The 18,318-nt window shown below is 42.3% G+C and carries 21 protein-coding genes; 9 read left to right on the top strand and 12 right to left on the bottom strand.

All coding sequences use genetic code 11. The annotated features are described in order from the left end of the window. Positions 1-243 precede the first annotated feature (243 nt). From H6G48_RS18385 to H6G48_RS18340, 10 genes are all read right to left on the bottom strand, one after another. Positions 244-492, bottom strand: a complete 249-nt coding sequence (locus H6G48_RS18385) for a type II toxin-antitoxin system HicB family antitoxin (RefSeq protein WP_002795687.1) — start codon at positions 490-492, stop codon at positions 244-246. 129 nt (positions 493-621) lie between these two features. Next, entirely contained in the window at positions 622-966 is a 345-nt protein-coding gene (locus H6G48_RS18380) for a HepT-like ribonuclease domain-containing protein (RefSeq protein ID WP_061431994.1), read from the bottom strand. Then, entirely contained in the window at positions 953-1,342 is a 390-nt protein-coding gene (locus H6G48_RS18375) for a nucleotidyltransferase family protein (RefSeq protein WP_190722768.1), read from the bottom strand. The genes H6G48_RS18380 and H6G48_RS18375 overlap by 14 nt, the downstream gene beginning before the upstream one ends. Positions 1,343-1,712: 370 nt before the next feature. Then, entirely contained in the window at positions 1,713-3,512 is a 1,800-nt protein-coding gene (locus tag H6G48_RS18370; protein WP_190722767.1) for an SUMF1/EgtB/PvdO family nonheme iron enzyme, read from the bottom strand. A 214-nt stretch (positions 3,513-3,726) separates the two neighbouring features. After that, on the bottom strand, positions 3,727-3,960 hold the full coding sequence (locus H6G48_RS18365) for a FitA-like ribbon-helix-helix domain-containing protein (RefSeq protein ID WP_002783562.1): 234 nt from the start codon (positions 3,958-3,960) through the stop codon (positions 3,727-3,729). A gap of 113 nt (positions 3,961-4,073) precedes the next feature. Further along, positions 4,074-4,283 carry a BrnA antitoxin family protein gene (locus H6G48_RS18360; RefSeq protein ID WP_190722787.1) on the bottom strand — a complete coding sequence of 70 codons (210 nt, stop codon included), beginning with the start codon at positions 4,281-4,283 and terminating at the stop codon, positions 4,074-4,076. A gap of 115 nt (positions 4,284-4,398) precedes the next feature. After that, positions 4,399-5,157: a PP2C family serine/threonine-protein phosphatase gene (locus H6G48_RS18355; RefSeq protein ID WP_190722766.1), complete on the bottom strand. Its 759-nt coding sequence runs from the start codon at positions 5,155-5,157 to the stop codon at positions 4,399-4,401. 13 nt (positions 5,158-5,170) lie between these two features. Then, the gene (locus tag H6G48_RS18350; RefSeq protein ID WP_190722765.1) at positions 5,171-5,827 is read right to left on the bottom strand and encodes a vWA domain-containing protein; all 657 of its coding nucleotides are present in this window, start codon (positions 5,825-5,827) and stop codon (positions 5,171-5,173) included. Positions 5,828-6,277: 450 nt separating this feature from the next. Further along, a complete protein-coding gene (locus H6G48_RS18345; RefSeq protein ID WP_190722786.1) occupies positions 6,278-6,619 on the bottom strand; it encodes a thioredoxin family protein in 342 nt (113 codons plus the stop codon). Between the two features lie 88 nt (positions 6,620-6,707). Beyond that, positions 6,708-7,409, bottom strand: coding sequence for an NnrU family protein (locus H6G48_RS18340; protein WP_190722764.1), 702 nt, complete (start codon positions 7,407-7,409; stop codon positions 6,708-6,710). 186 nt (positions 7,410-7,595) lie between these two features. On the opposite strand from H6G48_RS18340, the gene H6G48_RS18335 reads away from it, so the two are divergent. The 6 genes from H6G48_RS18335 to H6G48_RS18305 all read left to right on the top strand — a co-directional run bounded on the left by H6G48_RS18335 (position 7,596) and on the right by H6G48_RS18305 (position 13,036). Beyond that, positions 7,596-7,895 carry a (2Fe-2S) ferredoxin domain-containing protein gene (locus tag H6G48_RS18335; protein WP_002786792.1) on the top strand — a complete coding sequence of 100 codons (300 nt, stop codon included), beginning with the start codon at positions 7,596-7,598 and terminating at the stop codon, positions 7,893-7,895. A gap of 420 nt (positions 7,896-8,315) precedes the next feature. Then, positions 8,316-9,182, top strand: coding sequence for a response regulator (locus H6G48_RS18330; protein WP_004162829.1), 867 nt, complete (start codon positions 8,316-8,318; stop codon positions 9,180-9,182). Further along, positions 9,179-9,469 carry a circadian clock KaiB family protein gene (locus H6G48_RS18325; protein ID WP_002752661.1) on the top strand — a complete coding sequence of 97 codons (291 nt, stop codon included), beginning with the start codon at positions 9,179-9,181 and terminating at the stop codon, positions 9,467-9,469. The genes H6G48_RS18330 and H6G48_RS18325 overlap by 4 nt, the downstream gene beginning before the upstream one ends. A gap of 564 nt (positions 9,470-10,033) precedes the next feature. Then, the gene (locus tag H6G48_RS18315) at positions 10,034-11,227 is read left to right on the top strand and encodes an NAD(P)/FAD-dependent oxidoreductase (RefSeq protein ID WP_190722763.1); all 1,194 of its coding nucleotides are present in this window, start codon (positions 10,034-10,036) and stop codon (positions 11,225-11,227) included. Positions 11,228-11,336: 109 nt separating this feature from the next. Further along, entirely contained in the window at positions 11,337-12,065 is a 729-nt protein-coding gene (locus tag H6G48_RS18310; protein ID WP_190722762.1) for a hypothetical protein, read from the top strand. 200 nt (positions 12,066-12,265) lie between these two features. Continuing rightward, entirely contained in the window at positions 12,266-13,036 is a 771-nt protein-coding gene (locus H6G48_RS18305; protein ID WP_190722761.1) for an FkbM family methyltransferase, read from the top strand. Here the strand turns inward: H6G48_RS18305 and H6G48_RS18300 are convergent. Continuing rightward, a complete protein-coding gene (locus tag H6G48_RS18300) occupies positions 13,033-13,446 on the bottom strand; it encodes a GAF domain-containing protein (RefSeq protein WP_190722760.1) in 414 nt (137 codons plus the stop codon). The genes H6G48_RS18305 and H6G48_RS18300 overlap by 4 nt on opposite strands. Positions 13,447-13,530: 84 nt before the next feature. On the opposite strand from H6G48_RS18300, the gene H6G48_RS18295 reads away from it, so the two are divergent. Both H6G48_RS18295 and H6G48_RS18290 read left to right on the top strand, forming a co-directional pair. Continuing rightward, the gene (locus H6G48_RS18295; RefSeq protein WP_190722759.1) at positions 13,531-14,865 is read left to right on the top strand and encodes an AAA family ATPase; all 1,335 of its coding nucleotides are present in this window, start codon (positions 13,531-13,533) and stop codon (positions 14,863-14,865) included. Then, a complete protein-coding gene (locus tag H6G48_RS18290; protein ID WP_190722758.1) occupies positions 14,862-15,554 on the top strand; it encodes a Rho termination factor N-terminal domain-containing protein in 693 nt (230 codons plus the stop codon). Before H6G48_RS18295 ends, H6G48_RS18290 begins: the two co-directional genes overlap by 4 nt. Positions 15,555-15,703: 149 nt before the next feature. On the opposite strand, the gene H6G48_RS18285 is transcribed toward H6G48_RS18290, so the two are convergent. Then, positions 15,704-16,420, bottom strand: a complete 717-nt coding sequence (locus H6G48_RS18285; RefSeq protein ID WP_190722757.1) for a lysophospholipid acyltransferase family protein — start codon at positions 16,418-16,420, stop codon at positions 15,704-15,706. 156 nt (positions 16,421-16,576) lie between these two features. Here H6G48_RS18285 and metG point away from each other — a divergent pair, with 156 nt between their 5' ends. Further along, on the top strand, positions 16,577-18,190 hold the full coding sequence (metG, locus tag H6G48_RS18280) for a methionine--tRNA ligase (RefSeq protein ID WP_190722756.1): 1,614 nt from the start codon (positions 16,577-16,579) through the stop codon (positions 18,188-18,190). Positions 18,191-18,318 lie beyond the last annotated feature (128 nt).

Raw genomic sequence — 18,318 nt, 5'->3', positions numbered from 1 at the left:
TCAATTTCCCATCTACCACGCACCACGCCACCACGCCCAACCTACAACCTAACCTAACCTACGGCTGATTGAGCAGAATCAGGCAGTTTAGGTGATGGCACGTTTTTAGGCAGATGAATTGCATCATTCAACCTTTATTTTATCTCAGAGAATAAAGAGCGTAGGTTGGGTTGAACGATAGTGAAACCCAACACTTTTAAATAATTGGGTTGGGTTTCGTTCCTCAAACCAGCCTACTTATTGCTAAATTTGTTGGTGTAATTTCGGGTGTGGCTGTGACAGAAAACTATCAGAAAAAGGTTTTTCTGGCTTTTCCCCGCGCTCGGCACAAAAAGCTAGGTAATCTTCCACTGAATCAGCAAAAGCTTGCTGCAATTCCGCTACACTCTCTCCCTGAAAAGTGATAACATCTCGGACGTTGGCCACCTCACCGTGAAAGATACCCGCCTCGTCATCAAAAAAAACTACTGCTTCGTAACCTTTACAATTCATTCTAAGTGATAATTGTTTACTGTTCACTGCTAAAGGGTAATTCCGAGAAATCTATCTCACCTATTTGATCGATTCCCCAGAAAGGATAGCAGTCATAATCTGCCATTAACTTAATTTTTTAAATTATTATCATTGGGGCAATGGTGGCAATAGAGACTGCAATTGTTCTAGCAAAGGAGAAAGTCTTACTGTAATAATATTCCAGACAATTTCTGGTTGAACCTGATCGTACTGATGGCTAATAATATTTCTGAGGCCAATAATTCCCCTCCAATCAATTTTGGTGTGTTTTTGTTGAAAAGTCTCAGGAATTCTACGGGCTGCTTCTCCTAAAATTTCTAATTGTCTTTCCACAGCACTTTGTAACAAAAGACTCTTGGAATATTCTTCCAAAGAAATATCTTGAATAAATTCTTGGATATTAGTAATAGCTTCGACCATATCCCAAAGATATCCGGCCTCACGACTGTTCATGACGATAAATTAGCTGATGAGTTTTTAAAATTTCGTAACGACGATAGGGGTTTTTCAGTCCCTCTTGATTAACCAAGTCAACTTTGCGTCCGAATATCTCCTCTAATTCTTCTTTCATCTGAACAATATCAAACAAATCCCAGCCATGATTGGGAGCAAACTTATAAAGAACATCAATATCACTATCAACTCGAAAGTCTTCCCTTAATACTGAACCAAATAAAGACATTTCAAGAATTTTCCAATGTTGACAAAAATTAGTAATTTTGCTTAAGATAACTTGAGCTTTTTTTTTCTTAAAACCAGAATTTAACAAGATTTTTTCGGCCTTGTTGGTGGTTATTTTAACAACCTTCGCTGTAATAGCTTGTTTCATTGGTGAGCAAAATCCCCCAAATTATCCTTGACAAAACACTTGAGATCCTTAAGGTTACAGTAACCCGCCATGTAAAGTCGGCTGGTAGGCTACACCAACATTAACACACCCTAGGAGATCGGCGCTCACTTTTTCGTCCGTAGTCTGATCGTAGGTTAGGCCAAACGATAGTGAAACCCAACATTTTTAAATCATTGGGTTGGGTTGAGGAACGAAACCCAACCCACGGCTTTTTAACAACCGATAACTGTTTCATTTTTCATTGTCCTTAACAAAATTTAACACTACCTCAATTTTTTCAAAAAAATCGACCCGCCTAAGGGCGGGAAAAAGAGAAAAAGGGTAAAAAAGGGTAAAAAGAGAATAAGGGTTACAGAGTCCTCCCAGCACCGCACACCACCCGAAAACCGAAATTGTAGCTGCGGTAGCCGCGGCGGGAGCCGTCGTCGCGAATCGCGGAACGGCAGAGACTAGGATAGCTGCCCCAGGAACCGCCCCGCAATGGAGAACGATTATCATTACCATTTTTTAGCCAAGCACTGCCATCCGTCGGCGCTCCGATATAGTTATCATGCCAATTGTCTTCGCACCACTCCCAAACATTGCCACTCATATCATACAGTCCCCAAGCATTGGGCCTTTTCTGGCCCACAGGATGAGTTGTCTGCTGAGAATTTCCGCCATACCAAGCGTAATCTCCTAACTGACTAGCATCATCACCGAAATAATAGCGAGTAGTAGTTCCCGCACGACAGGCATATTCCCATTCCGCTTCTGTCGGTAGGCGATAGGTTTTCCCGGTTATTTGACTCAATTTCTGACAAAAGGCTTGAGCATCATCCCAACTAACCTTTTCTACCGGATTTTGGGGATTATTTGAAAAATGAGAGCGATTGGTTCCCATTACCGCTTGATATTGTGCCTGAGTCACTGGATATTTGCCAATCGCAAAACTGTTGACTTGAACTTGGTGTTGAGGCTTTTCAAAATCCCTAGCATCGGGATCGCTGTCAGGAGATCCCATGAGAAATTGACCTGCTGGTAAGCTCACCATCTCCAGTGTTATTCCCTTGGGTAGGTTTTCGGTAAAGTTTGTCAGTGGAGTTGGCGCTACTTTAGGTAACGGTGTAGATGTCACAGTAGCGATACTGTTCCCCGGAAAAATATCAAAATTTAAATCACTAAATCGCTCACACCAATAACACTTTCCGTAACTGCGGTTGTAGTAATGATTATCAATTTTGCCACAGCGTATAACCTCTTTTAGTGCAGCTTCCAAAGTACCACGCCATTCCTTAGCCGTCGGTCGTCTGTCGGGGAATTTATGTCCCTCATTGAAACAGCGCAAAAATAAGGCGTGTAAGTCGGGATGTAAAATATTTAATGGGATTGTTGTATTACTAGGTACAAGCAATTTATCCCCAGAAAAAGGCCAGAGTCCCAGTCGAATTAGTTCCGACTGTTCCAGGGAATCTCCTCCTCCTTGCCACAATCCCCGAAACGGCGGCCCGCTAAATAGTAGATAATAAATAACAACTCCTAATCGAAAGCGATCATGAACTTCTGTTTGATCTACATCTGCTATATTCACTCCGATTAATTCCGCCGGTGTAAATCCTTCTGAGCCAACTAAACACCGATATATTTTACCGCTATAGGGATCTGATACTTGAAATGAATCTGTATCAATAATTGTAGGCAACGCCCGATTATTCACTAAGATATTTTCTAGCTTGATGTCTCCCAAAACATAACCTTTAAGGTGAATTGCTTGGATAATAGCGGCTATATTCCGCGCTACTACATGAAGAAAATACCAATTAGTTTCTAACTTGTATTTTCTTCTCATTATGGGCGTACAAAGCTTTAATAATGTTTCTGAACCCACCACTTCTGGCATTAAAAAACCAGCGACTTTTCCCTGGTTATCTTCTAAGATAGAATAGGGCCAAGCGAAGGAAATATGGTTAAGATGAGCATTAGGATCACTGGGACGATTTCTCACCATTAACTGTAATTTATCAACCCTTTCATTATGGGGATTGTGGTAGATTTTCGCTAAGTACCCATTAAAGTTAGTGTGCCATACTTTCGCTTCGCCACTGTCGGCCATTTCTTGCGTCAGCGTAATCCAGCGATTTTGTAGTTGACAGCGATAAGTTAAAGACATCAAAAAATCTCCGAGTATTTGTGCTGTTCAGAAAATTTTATCTAGTCGTTTCTAATAAGTTAGATATAAGTAGCTGGTTATAATTAAATTAAAAATGGATTTTGCCTTTAATCCCCCCTTGATCCCCCCTTGATAAGGTAGGGTTGATTCATGAATCAACCCTACCCTTGATAACGGGGGTGTCTGATAATTTTTAACGCCTACCTACTTAGTATCAATCAAATACTGGTTTGGCTGTGTCATCTTGAACGCGATCAAAGTCTGAATCGTTGCCAACGTTGGGAATCTGGCGTAGCACCTCTGCTAGGGATTTTCGTTGCGGTTGCAGCAAGGCTTTTTCTAAGATTTGGCGGTGTTCGGCTTCGGCACTGATCCCGTGTTGGCTGGCTCGCTTTTTGAGAGCTTTGACGATGGCTTCATCGATATTGCGGACGATTAAATCTGCCATAGACGACCTCCGTTTTATACAGATTACTCGAATTCACTTTAGCCCAATTTTCGCCAGAGTTGAGCGCTGAAGCGCAACAACAAACCTTGTAATCAAATCAGGTTCGTTGTTTTTTACTGCCGCTGCTGTTCCATCACTTCCCGCAAGATGTAGTTAATTTGTGTCTCATATCCTTTTCCTTGGGCTTTTAACCATTCTAAGATATCTTGATCTAGTTGGATGGTTAATTGCTGCTTTGATGGCGAAAAAGATACTGTTTCTTGGGTAAAGAATTCATCACCTAACGGCGGAATATCAGAATAATCGATATTCTCATCCGTCATCGCATCAATTCTCTTCAAGTCGCTTTTGATAGATTTTTTGCTCACGATTGTTTTACCTGGGAACGCTATGATCCAGAAACTGGGTTTGTCAAACAAACCCGGTTTCTTAAACCCCTCAGTTTCTTAAACAAAAAGCTAGGAGTAAGGTTTTATCATCGGTTGTTAACTTATTTAAATCCTCCCGCATTAAAAATTCTTTGAGGTCTTCTTGCAATGGCGTTTCTGTCTGTTGCAAATATTCCTCTAATGGCTGAAAAAAAGGCGGAAAAGGCTGCCAATTTTTATAATCGATCGATACCTTTTCCACTCCATCTGTCGCCACACAAATAAACGCAACTGGCTCGGTTAAAACTTTTATTTGCATCTCCTCCAAAGCATTACTAGAAATAACAAAAGTGGTTTCATTGATGTATTCCCCCTTGTCAGGCTGGAACAATAAATGATAATTTCCTCCCAGAGGTTTGAACACAATAAAACCGTCTCCTATCTGCATCGCCGCTAATCGTTTTGAAGTAACCAAAACAACCAGTAAAGTTGTCGCCAGATCATTAATATCTAACTGTTCTTTTTCGGCTTTTTCTTGGAGAATTTGCTGAACATAAGCCAACAGTCGCCGGAATATTTCCTCTAATTCTGCTTCAGTTTCAGTTGCCGCAAATGCTGTTTTTTTGAGATTTTCCTCTAAAAATTGCAGCGCTGCTTTAACTGTTATTTTCGCCCCCAAATCCGAATGTTTGGCACTACCGGCCCCATCGGCCACGGCTCCAATCAAAACATCCTGACCCAATAATTTATAAGCACCGTAATCTTGACAGGGTAATCCCGTTTGGACGTGAAAACTACCGACCACCGACTGACATAATGTTCTCCACATAATTAACTGTCCTCTAGGTGGTAATTTGTCCCCAATTCACGGGTGGTAAATCGATCGCCTCTCCAATTTTACCACCAGAAACTCGTTTCATTGAGTTACTTAACCACTGAAATAAATCCCGAAAATCTAACCCATTGAGTAACACGGGGGGATTATTAGAAATCTGTTTGAGCTTCTCCATATCGGCCCCCTGAACACCTACAGAAAAAAATAAAACCCGATTTTCTGCTTCGGCTTGTTTTACCCGTTGCGCTGCCAGATTCCATTGATCCGTAGGCGCACCATCAGTAATTAAAAATATCCAGGGACGATAGTATTGGATACCATAATTTTTATAAATCGCTTTACGATCTTCGATTAAATCTAAGGCCAATTCAATCGCTTTTCCCATCGGAGTTAAGTCTCCTGCGGTTAAAGTCGGTGGCGTAAATTGGTCAATCCCGACAAAATCTTGCACGGTTTTAACCCCTCCCTTACCAAAGGTGACAATGGCGGTTTCTACGCTCAACGTCGCTTGGATATCCCGCATCACATCCTCCTGAAAGGTTTTGATACCATCATTGAGAGCCTTAATCGGTTCCCCTTCCATTGAACCAGAGGTATCTAGTAGTAGTACCACAGGACAGCGATTTTCCTGATTTTCGACAAATTCAGCCACACCAATCGGCATTTTTTGCAAGCCTCCTAATTTTTTGAACTGGGGGAACTATGGGTATCTTAGGAATTGGGATTATCTACTTTTTGTCCTATTATATTATCTCTGCCAGTCCCATCAGAGGCTCTCTTATTCTTTGTGTGATAAGTTTAATTGATATAGTGGGACTTAGGCGTTTTCGGTCAGCAAAAAAGGCTCAAACCATTACGGGACAAAGGGTTAACCTCGATTTATGATTTTCCTTGATATATCTGGGTTTCAGCGATTTTGGGCTTCTCGAAGTAAATCCCAAGCGGGGATTGGAGTTGAGGCTTTTCTCGATTTGTTTTTTGTCTAAGTCCCAATAGGAGCGATCGATCTTTGTGTTCTCTGTGTCTGGAGTGGTTCGTTCCACTCACCCACCGGCGTTACCGTATCTTAGAATACATTTTAACCACAGAACCCATCAGAAAAGATATCTTTCCCTTAAGCTGAACGCAGGATTTGATTTTTGGCCATTAGTCGCAGGGTTTGATGCAATTCCTCGCGACTGTGAATTTCCTCCAGACGGTGAACTGGAACACCTTGATCGAAGAGAATTAACGTAGGTAGACTACGCAGACGAAAACTATTAGCTAATTGAAAATTCTCATCGGCATTGACACCGACTAATTGAATCGCATCTTGACACTCATTTTGCCAAGAACAGAGGGTGGGTTGGATTAAACGACATAAACCACACCAAGGAGCCCAAAAATGCACGAGAACCGGACGAGAAGACTCTAAAACCAGCTTAGGGAAGCCCTTTTCAGTGACAGATAGTATCATGTCTAAACGGATTTTATGAAAACTTGATTTTGATATAGAAGCCATTCTACACCAATCGGGATCAATAAGAAAGGGGTTGGGAGCAAAATCACCAATAAATTTTACTTGTTGCTTGCATTAGCCAAGGATGCGCCCACCAGAGGAGTAAAATAAACCCTGTTACTCCTAGATAGGCAGGACGAAGGAATTCTTGCCATTTTAGGCTTTGCCGACCATCGATAATCGCTAAAAAGGGAATCACCGAGGTGCGTTCTTTGATCTTTAAAAATGCCTCTCCGTAACGGTCTTCTAACCGGCGATCGCCATGCCAGACGGCGAAAAGATGATGGGCAATTAAACCTAGGGAAGTCAATAGGGTAAAGCTTGTCCCTAACCAGAGGGTGTGAGCAATACACCAGATCACCTGTCCTACCATCTGGGGATGACGGGTAACGCGCAGGATGCCGGTTTCGTAGAGATGAACCTGCGGTTTTTGGATAGCGGCGATCTCCAGCAGGTTAAAAGTGGCAGGATAGAGAAAGAAAAAAGAAATGGCCGAAAGTATCCAAACTAGGGTTTTTACTCCGGTTACTCCCTGTACTTGCCAGAGAAGCAAACCATCATAACGATGATTGAAGAAATAAACTACTAAAATTACCGCTAGAGGGATACTCACAAGGGCAAATAATACCCGATACAGTCGCGCACCGATGATAGCTTCTCCCCGCGTTCGTAAACTGGCTAATCCGCTATGGGCAACAGCAAAACCCAGTAATAAACCTAACATGATCCAATGACTAGCGAATGCCACTTTTACCCTCTTGATTGACTAAATTTTTCTCCGAACTCTATTTTAAAGATTGATGGTTAATTTTTCGCCCCCTTTTTTTGTATTGCCAGTATCGAGGATTCGGGGCAAAATAAAACTATGCTTCCCCAAAGCGACCCCCAAGAATATAACCAGGGAACTATCCAATTTTGCAACTTTTTAGGTAATATGTCTTATCCCCAAAAGCGATTTGTGATGGTCTGTCAGCATTCTTCCTGTTTGGTGCAGGGTGCGTCCGAGCTTCTTTTAGCTTGGCAAACGGCAGCTCTCCCAGAAGATGTCATCGTTATGACCAGTGGTTGTCAAGGACAGTGCAGCACTAGCCCCACGGTGAGAATTATTCCCGAGGAAACTTGGTACTGTCGTGTTAAACCAGAGGATGTCAATCAGATTGTCGAAGAACATTTAAAAAACGGTCAACCGGTTGAGCGTTTACTCCATCCACGCATTCACGCTCAATGGCAGTAAACTTGATCATCAATTTTTAAGTGATGCTTCACTTGACGACTTAGGGCCACAGAAAACCCCCAGCGAGTGCCTAAGCGGTAGAATAAGTACCTAAGCAAAATTAATTACACATATCTAACCCCCCCCCTTGCCTCTTGCATGAGTGCATGAGTGCCTTTCTTCACTAGGAAATTTATTTTGCACGACTACTTAAGTGGGTGGGTGGAATTAAATATAAGATGAACGTAGGTTGGGTTGAAGCATGAAACCCAACGCCTGCATGGGTTACGCTACCGCTAACCCATCCTACAAATAATTTTGCCTCCCTACTTAAGACTTCGAGATAGCAGCTGCTAGATGGTGATTTTGTCCTTGCGTTTCCCAAAGATGGGCGTACTATGAAAGTAGGGGAAAAAAGATAATTTTAGCGATCAATTAACAATGACTAGGGATCTCTGTAGGATTTTATTGATAGAGGATGAACCGACGACTGTTAAATTAATCCAGAGATTGCTGTTAAAGGCCCCCCAATGTTCCCTGGCCGGGGGGTTGACTTTTACCCTCACCCAAGCTCAGAATCTACAGCAAACTGCCGAAAAACTAGCAGGGGAGAAATTTGATCTCATCCTCTTAAGCTTGGAAATCTCTGTCCCCCCCGGCTTAAATATTCTAGTCAAAACCAGAGAATTAGCCTCTGATATACCGATAGTGGTTCAAACTACTAGCAATGATGAGAAATTAGTCGTTAAAGCCTTTCAACTGGGTGCTGACGGTTATATTCAGTTAAATAATATCGATAGTAGTCTTTTAGTCTATCAAATTCGTGTGGCGATCGAACGTCAGCAATATATCCTCAATCTTAAACATCAACAACAGGAAGAGGAATTTCGCGAACTGGAACAGTTAATCAAGGGAGTACAAACTAGCATCACGGCGAAAATGTTCGGTTCTGAGGCAATAAAGCAGAGTATTCCCGATATTTTTCAAGAATTAGTCCAAAATTACGGAGAGTTATTAGACTTAGCTTTAGAAGAACAAGCATACAAAGTGGAACATAATCTATCGGAACGACTGCGAAGCTTGGCCGATAAGTTAGGATTCTTAAAAGCTAGTCCTCGCGATGTGGTGGATATTCATACCACCACCCTACGCCAAAAAAATCAGGATGTCACCCTGGCCAAAGCGCAGGCCTACGTTAGCGAAGGTCGTCTCATGGTCTTGGAATTGATGGGTTATCTCGTCTCTTTCTATCGTAAATACTATATCGGTCTCAGCAACATTAAACTGTTCAATAACACGCAATCATGAGTCAATATCTTCTCAAACTCTACATTATGGGCGATTCAAGTAAATCCCAGAGGGCGATCGCCAATATTTTTCGTATCTGTCGCGAGGAGTTATCCGATCTTTATACAGTAGAAATAATTGATGTTCTCGAACAGCCCCAATTAGCGGAACAGGATAAAATTCTCGTAACTCCTACTTTAGTCAAACAACTTCCCCCACCCCTACAAAGAATTATCGGCGATATGTCCAATACTCAAAAGGTTCTCCTCGGTTTGGATGTTATTCCCAAAGACTCCCATCTCAATTAGGATTCACCTAAAAATTCTTCTGGTTAGGTTTTTCCTCTCTAATAGGCTCTAATCTTAATTTTATCTCAAATGTCGGGGTGAAGACTCTCGCTTTTAACGAGATGAAACCCCAACCAATATAAAACAGCGAAGCACGACTTAAATCTTGACAATCTCTGCTGTATAGGTTAGCATATAAGTAGTTGTTTGAGGTCGATAAACAATGATTATCCTAAGTTTCAGAAAAATAATCGTTCAAATGTTTATTATGTCCAATTCTGTCTAAGCGTTGATATTCGGGAATATGCAAAACCGCTAGAACCGACTAAAAGATGTGTAGGATTGGATGTAGGTTTAAAAGTTTTCTACGCTAATAGTGATTATGTTTAAAAATTGGTCTTTCGACGATTGGATGAATCATATCCTTTTTCTGGCTACAATTATGGCTTTGCTGACGATTTGGCTGAGTAGATAAATAAAAACTATTTTTCTTTCCTCGCTTTACCGAAAATTTGGGTTTAAGGTTCCCCGTCCATTTTACGGCAGGGAGTGTCAAAATAAGAAACAAAACCCTCAGCGATCGATATGACTGACTCAATCCCAAAAATTTGTATTCTCGGTGGTGGTTTTGGTGGACTCTATACTGCTTTACGTTTGAGTCAATTGCCTTGGCCCGATCAACACCCCCCCCAAATTACCTTAATTGATAAAAACGATCGCTTTTTATTTTCTCCCCTTCTCTACGAATTAGTCACCTCAGAACTGCAATCCTGGGAAATAGCTCCCCCTTTCAGCGAATTGCTCGCTAATACCCCCGTTGACTTCCAACAGGGAACCGTCACGGCGATCGATGTTAATAATCATAAAATAACCCTTGACAATAAAAACGATATATGCTATGACCGCCTCGTGATCGCCCTCGGTGGTCAATCCTCCCTTGACTTCCTACCCGGGGCCAGAACCCACGCTATCCCCTTTCGTAGTATCGAGGATGCCTATCGTCTTCGGGATCGACTCAAAACCCTAGAAAAATCCGATCGCGATAAAATTCGGGTCGCCATTATCGGGGGCGGTTATAGCGGCGTAGAATTAGCCTGTAAGCTGGCCGATCGCCTCGGAGAAAGGGGAAGAATTCGTCTGATCGAAAGAAATAGCGATATAATTGCCCTTTCACCCCAATTTAACCGCGAAACCGCCAAAAAAGCCCTGGAAAAACGTCTGGTTTGGTTAGACCTAGAAACCACCGTCGCCGACATTCAAGCTGATCGCCTCTCCCTTGACTACAAGGGACAGATCGACAATATCCCCGTTGATCTAATTCTCTGGACCGTTAGTCCGATCGCCTCTCCACTGCTCGCTAATTTGCCTCTAGCACATAATGAGCGCAAATTACTAAAAGTTAATCAATATTTACAAACTGTCGAAAACCTCAGCATCTACGCGATCGGCGATGCGGCCGATAGTCGCGACCAAGAGGATAAACCCTATGCTGCCACGGCCCAAGTGGCCCTTCAACAGTCCGACTACTGCGCTTGGAATATTTGGGCGAGTTTCCACGATAAACCAGCTTTACCCTTCCGTTATCAACCTTTAGGCGAAATGTTGACCCTCGGAGTCGATGAAGCTACGATTAGCGGTTTAGGACTAGAATTAGCCGGTCCCCTTGCCCATCTTACCCGTCGCTTAGTCTATCTCTACCGTCTGCCCACCCTTAACCATCAAATCGCCGTAGCATTCAACTGGATTACCCAACCCCTTCTATCCCTCATTTCTGAGTAGCAGTTGCAGGGATGGGGGAGAATTAAAGTGGCTTTTTTTACTCTAGTTACTTGTCACTCTGATTGCTATATTGACTGTATCAAATACCCTCCTAATTTACAAAAGAATTATGAGCATTAAAAGCCGGCTGAAAAATTTGATTCATGAATTGAGTCTTGAGACTTACAAAAAAGTTTCCCCCGATTCCTTCCCTTTAAGATGGTCGGTGCTGATCTTACCCGTGATCCTGAGTCATGCGGGACAGGTGCTTGCCGGCTCCATTACACTGGAGATTTCGGCCTTGATCGATGGCCGAGACCGATTAATCATTCAGGGTGATACTTTGCAGTGGCATCACTTTGATTTTGCTGCCGTGGGCCGTCACTCAGGGCGCAACGAACCCACTATCATTAGGACAACGCTCAACGGTACCCTCGTCATGGATCATGTGAACTGGATTCCTGATTGGCCCCTGCCTCCACCCGACGAGATCCGTGTCGAGACATTTTCCTCTGTCTTTACAGGTCTCACTCCTGCCATTCCGAGCCAGGATATCTCTGTTACCCTGCAAGTAATCAACGCAAGATCAATCTTGCAACTTGTGCAACTTCCTACAGCAAATAATAGTTTTACAACCATCCTCGAATTTGACGATAATGTCTTGGGTGGTTCTGCCCAGTATGATGGCTTGCTCACCTTTACCACCGCCCAACCAGTAGCTGAACCATCCACCTCCAGCTTAGTTGGCCTGCTTGGCCTGAGTGGTGTCTCGGTTCTGGTCTATCGAACGTGGCAGCGCCAGCGGAGCAAAAAATCGGGGTCGGACTCGAATTTAGAGGGTGATCGCATCGCCTCGTAGCAGGGGCCTCCGTCTGCCCACCCTCAACCATCAAATCGCCGTAGCATTCAACTGGATTACCCAACCGCTTCTATCCCTCATCTCTGAGTAGCAGTTGCAGGGATGGGGGAGAATTAAAGTGGCTTTTTTTACTTTAGTTACTTGTCACTCTGATTGCTATATTGGCTGTATCAATTACCCTCCTAATTTACAAAAGAATTATGAGCATTAAAAGCCGGCTGAAAAATTTGATTCACGAATTGAGTCTTGAGACTTACAAAAAAGTTTCCCCCGATTCCTTCCCTGCTGGTTGGGATGTAGCCTCAGATATAGAAAGAATTTGTCATCACCAGCAACCAAAGATTATTTTTGATGTCGGGGCTAATATTGGACAAACAGGTAGTTACTTTCATCAAAAATTTCCTCAAGCTGATATTCTTTGTTTCGAGCCAATCAAGGAAACTTTTACCCAATTATCTCAAAAATTTGCTAATAATCAGCGAATTCGCTGTTTTCCGATCGCTTTCGGCGAGCAACCTTCAGAAAAAACAATTATCTTAAACTCTAATTCTCAACAAAACTCCCTCACCGAGGCCTTAAACCGGCCTATAGACGAGAATCAAGGCCAATCCACCGACAAAACAGAAACAATTACAATTGATAGCTTAGATAATTTTTGTCAAGCTCAGGGGATAGATAGGATAGACCTGCTTAAAATGGACACAGAGGGTTATGAGCTACAGGTTTTAGCTGGAGCAACCAATTTTCTAGAAGAAAGAAAAATTGCCATGATTCTTTCAGAAGTTGGGTTTCGTCCCTCCGATTTTCGCCATACATTTTTTACAAAAATTTACGACCAATTGTATCAAAAAGGCTTTCGTTTTAATGGTCTATACGATTTATCCTATTGGTCTCCCTATCCCTATGAAGGACTAATTTACTGTAACGCTTTATTCGTCAATGCCAATCTGATCAAAAATCGCTTTTACTAAAAATCTGGCCAAGAACAAAGATATTCCTCCACTAACAAACTATCTCGATCGGTCAATCCCTGACCATCGAGACGGTTTAAAAGCATTACTGCGCCAAATAACTGATTATTAACTCTAATTGGCACAGCTAAAGCCGTTTTTATCCCCAAAGCGACCGCTATATCCTGACGAATGCGATTATCTCCTAGGGTTTGTCCCACCACCACCGGACAACTACCCCGGTAAACCACCGCACACAATCCCGACGTGGCAATATCACCCCTTTTGCCGACAATTGCCCCGGTGTTTTTACCTGCACCCGCACGATAATCAATACTATCACCGTCAAATTCGGCAATGATAACCGTTTCTGTTGGAATTAAACCTAAAATTTCTTCAGCAATGCGATCGAGATTAGTTAATTTTTCCATAATGGGTTAGGGGTTGAGGAAATAGAGTGTTATACTCAAAAAAACAGCGATTCATTAACTTTAGTCTATAGTTTGTGAACTCAAATGAAAGATAACACCCCCAGAGTAACAAGTCTCAAATCTTATCTTCAGCATTTGCCTCAAGATGCGTCGGAAGCGATCGTTAGCACCAACTTTGCACGTTACCTGATATCATATTTAGGATTTTCAACCACGGAGATAATCCCACAGTACGACACGGGAGGCGGTGGGATTACCGACTTTGCCACTCGGAGAAACCTAGCAAACGATATTTTTTTGCAGACAAAGAGTAATCCTTTTCTGCTGATAGAGTTAAAGGGTAGAGATATTAACCTAACTGAAAATAGTCCAAGTTATAAGGCAACTGTCAATCAGTTAAAGCGTCAGTTATTAGGGAATAACTGTAAAGCAGCCCAATGGGGAATTATCAATAATAGTTCACACATCCAGTTATTTAGAAAACATGGTAAAACCATTTTTCCTGCTACTACTTGCACAGAGCTAACTCCTGAGAACATTGATGATACTATAGCTCTGATCAAGACAAAAATTGACAGCACTCCCAAAGCACTAACGGTTACTGTTTACAACAATAAAGGCGGTATAGGCAAAACCACCACAACCGTAAATCTTGCAGCTTTCCTTGCCCTTTTAGGTAAAAAAGTTCTAGTTTTAGACTTTGATTTTAATCAACGAGATTTAACTAGCTCTCTCCTAAATATAAAACCACAAGATGGACTACTAGAAAAGGCTTTAACTGACCGCAATATTGATATAAAATCAGTGATCATTCCCTATATTTTTAAGAATTCAAAACGACAAATTACTTTCGATGTTGTTCCTGCTGATCCTAAAATAGCAGGGTATGTGGAATTGGAGTATAATGCTAAAATGACAATATCCACTCTCCATAGAAAATTAGACTTAGCTAGATATGAATATGATTACATTTTTATAGATGCAGCTCCCAATTGGCGATTTACTAGCCGGCTGGCTGTTTATGCTGCCGATGTTGTCCTCTTACCCACAAAACATAACAATTCATTCTCCCTTAATAATGCAGCCACTGCCATCAAGGAGTTTCTGCCGCAAATGCAAGAATTAAAAAAAGATGGGACTCCCATAGCCTTACCAATTTTTTTCAACGGTGAGAAGATTACTCAACCACAGTTAGAACTTGCCCAAAAAGAAATTAATCAAATACTAAAAAATGACAAAAACCTTGTACACTATTTTTATCCCAGATATACTAATGCCAAAAAAGATTTACATATTCATCACCTGCCAGAATACGCTATTATAGCCAGTGCTGCTTTTGAGCGCGTGCCAGCCGTTTATAAACATCGTTCCGTTTATGACTACTACAAAGACTTAGCAAAGGAGTATTTTTTACAATGATGGAATATACCGATATTGGTACTTTAAAGTATCTCTACTTAGATGAAATAGAAATTACCAATGGGACCGATGCTGATAGTTTTTTAATTGAAGTTGCTGCCAAACTATTACAGCAGACAGGTGGACGCAATTGGCTGCCTGTAATCGTCAAAGAACTATCAGAGGATCGCTATGAAGTTATCGGCAACTCATTTGTTTATGCTGTGGCTGAAAGGGCTGGACTAGAAAGAATTTGGTGTATTATTGCCGATGGAACAGAAGATGCTAGGAATATATCCAGAGCTTTGGCAAGAGAAGAAACCCCAAAACTAAATCTGTCAACAGCTTCAAGAGAAGAAATTAAATCTGCTTTACAGTTCTTAATTGAACAACCGAATAGCCCCCTAAAAACAGTTAAATTAGCTACTGCTACTGCTAGGATTGATGAGGCTCCCCGTCAATTCTGGAAGAGTTTAGATTCAATTGTTGCCCTCAAGTGTGGAATTACAAAAGGGAAGGGATTAGATTTACTCAAAACTGTCTTTTATCTCACTCCTCAATCTCAACAAGATGCAGTGATTGAGGAGTTTTCAGAAGAAACTCTCAAACTCAAGACTGTTTCTGAATTAAAGACTCTAGCCAAAGAAAAAGGAATCGTTGGTTTAAGCAAGATGAAGAAAGCAGAGCTAGTCAGAATATTAGCGCAATAGAAAAAGGAGCATGAATTATGAATTAGGAAGTGGGGAAGTGGGGAGAAAAAAAGCTGTCTCCTGTCTCCTGTCTCCTGTCTCCTGTCTCCTGTCTCCTGTCTCCTGTCTCCTGTCTCCTGTCTCCTGTCTCCTGTCTCCTGACTCCTGACTTACCCCTTCAGCAATAAATCGCTAATTTCCGACTGACAATGACTAATTAAACGATTAAGGGCTTTTTTTCCTTGTTTACCTTGATAATCTGAGCGATCGCTCTCAGTAATTCCGTAGGGACGACCGATCGCCACCTTGACACGATGATAAAAGACAACGGGATGCCAACCATCTTGATCGAATAAAGGTTCCGTGGTATCTAACCAGCGTAGCAAACGCACGGGAAAAGGACTAATAGCAGTTTCCGACTCGGAGAGAATAGCCACAGGTAAGACCGATAGATTCTCCACGGGACAACGCAGGGCTAAATGGGCAAATCCGCTTTGAAAACGGCTAATTTGACGAGGAGGAGTCAAATTTAACATCGGCGATCCACCTTCTGGAAATAAACCGATCCATCGTCCGGACTGTAAAAAATCCGTTGCTTGCCGAAAAAAAGTCTGGTGGCGTTTTTCGGGGGTATCAAAGGGAAAACAGCCTAATTCTCCGATTAATTCCCGCAAAAGCGGCGTTTTTCCCATGTAGTGATGACAGGCGATCGGGAGAGTTTTGCCCAAAGCTTGAATTAAGATCGGCGCGTCCAAAAAGCTACGATGGTTACTTACCACGATCGCCACTCCTTGGCCGGGTAGATTTTCTTGACCGACGGTAAACAGACCCGTGCGCGTGGTATCAAGAATTAAACGAGAGGTGGATAGGGGGGTAAGCAGCTTCATGGAAAAAAAAAATCGGCCTTAAGATTGTTTTTATTGACTTAGATCACAACTAAAGGATAAAACAGAATTAGAGGATCATAAAATATAGGGATTATGTCCCAATCATCTACGGATCAGCCTCGGGGCAGCCTCGTCTATTTAAAAAAAATAAATTTCATGAATGATTTGAATGAGCGAAAAACATTTGCTTTGACAACACCTCTTTATTATGTCAACGATATCCCTCACATCGGTAGTGCTTACACGACGATCGTAGCGGATGTTATGGCACGATGGCAGCGGTTACAGGGCAATTCTGTCCTCTTAATTACAGGAACCGACGAACACGGACAGAAAATCGAACGGACTGCGGCGGCCAAAGGACTCAATCCCCAGGAACACTGCGATCGCATTGCCACCAGTTTTGCCAATCTCTGGGCAAAGCTACACATCCAGTATGATCGCTTTAGTCGCACCACTGCCCCCCGTCATCAGGCAATTGTTAACGAATTTTTTGAAAGAGTCTGGGAAAAGGGCGATATCTATCTCGATCGCCAACAGGGTTGGTATTGCGTCGCCTGTGAAGAATTTAAGGAAAAAAGAGAACTGTTAGATAATGGCTGTTGTCCCATTCATACTAACCTAGCCGCCGAATGGCGCGACGAGGAAAACTATTTTTTCCGTCTCTCTAAATACCAAGCACAACTAGAACAACTTTACCAAGAACAACCCAATTTTATTCAACCGGAAAGCCGACGTAATGAGGTTCTCAACTTCGTCAACCAAGGCCTACAGGACTTCTCCATCTCTAGGGTTAATGTCGCTTGGGGGTTTCCCATTCCCCACGATGGTCAGCATACCATCTACGTTTGGTTTGATGCCCTTCTTGGCTATGTTACCGCCCTTCTCGACCCCGAAGACCAACCCACCCTAGAAAATGCCTTGGCCAAATGGTGGCCGATCGATCTGCATCTGATCGGTAAAGATATATTAAGATTCCATGCCATTTATTGGCCGGCTATGCTAATGTCGGCGGGTTTACCCTTGCCCAAAAGAGTGTTCGGCCATGGCTTTTTGACCAAAGACGGGCGGAAAATGGGCAAAAGTCTCGGTAATACCCTCGATCCCTTCGATTTGGTTGAGCGCTATGGGGCCGATGCCGTCCGTTACTATTTCGTCAAAGAGATTGAATTAGGACAGGATGGCGATTTTCAGGAAACCAGATTTGTTAATATTCTTAACGCGGATTTAGCCAACGATTTAGGCAACCTCCTCAATCGCACCCTAGGCATGGTTAAAAAATACTGCCAAAATATCCCCCCCCAGTTGACTGGCGTAGATATCCCCAACGACAATCATCTTAAGAATATGGGGATCAATCTAGGGGTCATTGTTGAACAGAAGTATGATGCGCTACAATTTAATCAAGCCTGTGAGGAAATATTGGCGTTAATTCGCGCTAGTAACAAGTTTATCGATGAGAGTGCGCCCTGGAGTTTATTTAAACAGAAACAACAAGCAGCGGTAGAACAGGTTCTCTACGCAGTTTTGGAATCCGTAAGACTCTCTGCCTACCTACTCTCACCGATAATACCGACCTTGAGCAGTAAAATTTATCAACAACTGGGTTTTGTTATTGATTTTAATACTTTCAGGTCGGAGGACGGAGAAAACTCCCCTGAGCGTGTCTCTTTTTCCCAACACTGTCAATGGGGATTACCCACAAATCCACAACTAGGAACACCTGAACCGATCTTTTCTAAACTAGAACTGCCGTTAAACGATTCCTAAAGGAATTTTTTAATAAGAGAACTCCATAAAAAAGATGATCCAATAGTCAAGTGGTTTGATAAGGGATTTCCACAAACCACTTTGGCAAATGGGGAAGTCGATTAATCTGTTTTTCCAACTCTGCCATT

It is taken from the genome of Microcystis flos-aquae FACHB-1344, from assembly GCF_014698375.1.
Classification (GTDB): domain Bacteria; phylum Cyanobacteriota; class Cyanobacteriia; order Cyanobacteriales; family Microcystaceae; genus Microcystis; species Microcystis aeruginosa.
This window is presented reverse-complemented; position numbering and strand designations above follow the sequence as displayed.

What these genes read in the sequence shown, in the direction of transcription:
- H6G48_RS18385 (WP_002795687.1), bottom strand. Translation starts at nt 492, where the DNA reads ATGAATTGTAAAGGTTACGAAGCAGTAGTTTTTTTTGATGACGAGGCG.
- H6G48_RS18380 (WP_061431994.1), bottom strand. Translation starts at nt 966, where the DNA reads ATGAACAGTCGTGAGGCCGGATATCTTTGGGATATGGTCGAAGCTATT.
- H6G48_RS18375 (WP_190722768.1), bottom strand. Translation starts at nt 1,342, where the DNA reads ATGAAACAAGCTATTACAGCGAAGGTTGTTAAAATAACCACCAACAAG.
- H6G48_RS18370 (WP_190722767.1), bottom strand. Translation starts at nt 3,512, where the DNA reads ATGTCTTTAACTTATCGCTGTCAACTACAAAATCGCTGGATTACGCTG.
- H6G48_RS18365 (WP_002783562.1), bottom strand. Translation starts at nt 3,960, where the DNA reads ATGGCAGATTTAATCGTCCGCAATATCGATGAAGCCATCGTCAAAGCT.
- H6G48_RS18360 (WP_190722787.1), bottom strand. Translation starts at nt 4,283, where the DNA reads ATGACGGATGAGAATATCGATTATTCTGATATTCCGCCGTTAGGTGAT.
- H6G48_RS18355 (WP_190722766.1), bottom strand. Translation starts at nt 5,157, where the DNA reads ATGTGGAGAACATTATGTCAGTCGGTGGTCGGTAGTTTTCACGTCCAA.
- H6G48_RS18350 (WP_190722765.1), bottom strand. Translation starts at nt 5,827, where the DNA reads ATGCCGATTGGTGTGGCTGAATTTGTCGAAAATCAGGAAAATCGCTGT.
- H6G48_RS18345 (WP_190722786.1), bottom strand. Translation starts at nt 6,619, where the DNA reads ATGATACTATCTGTCACTGAAAAGGGCTTCCCTAAGCTGGTTTTAGAG.
- H6G48_RS18335 (WP_002786792.1), top strand. Translation starts at nt 7,596, where the DNA reads ATGTCTTATCCCCAAAAGCGATTTGTGATGGTCTGTCAGCATTCTTCC.
- H6G48_RS18330 (WP_004162829.1), top strand. Translation starts at nt 8,316, where the DNA reads ATGACTAGGGATCTCTGTAGGATTTTATTGATAGAGGATGAACCGACG.
- H6G48_RS18325 (WP_002752661.1), top strand. Translation starts at nt 9,179, where the DNA reads ATGAGTCAATATCTTCTCAAACTCTACATTATGGGCGATTCAAGTAAA.
- H6G48_RS18315 (WP_190722763.1), top strand. Translation starts at nt 10,034, where the DNA reads ATGACTGACTCAATCCCAAAAATTTGTATTCTCGGTGGTGGTTTTGGT.
- H6G48_RS18310 (WP_190722762.1), top strand. Translation starts at nt 11,337, where the DNA reads ATGAGCATTAAAAGCCGGCTGAAAAATTTGATTCATGAATTGAGTCTT.
- H6G48_RS18305 (WP_190722761.1), top strand. Translation starts at nt 12,266, where the DNA reads ATGAGCATTAAAAGCCGGCTGAAAAATTTGATTCACGAATTGAGTCTT.
- H6G48_RS18300 (WP_190722760.1), bottom strand. Translation starts at nt 13,446, where the DNA reads ATGGAAAAATTAACTAATCTCGATCGCATTGCTGAAGAAATTTTAGGT.
- H6G48_RS18295 (WP_190722759.1), top strand. Translation starts at nt 13,531, where the DNA reads ATGAAAGATAACACCCCCAGAGTAACAAGTCTCAAATCTTATCTTCAG.
- H6G48_RS18290 (WP_190722758.1), top strand. Translation starts at nt 14,862, where the DNA reads ATGATGGAATATACCGATATTGGTACTTTAAAGTATCTCTACTTAGAT.
- H6G48_RS18285 (WP_190722757.1), bottom strand. Translation starts at nt 16,420, where the DNA reads ATGAAGCTGCTTACCCCCCTATCCACCTCTCGTTTAATTCTTGATACC.
- metG (WP_190722756.1), top strand. Translation starts at nt 16,577, where the DNA reads ATGAATGATTTGAATGAGCGAAAAACATTTGCTTTGACAACACCTCTT.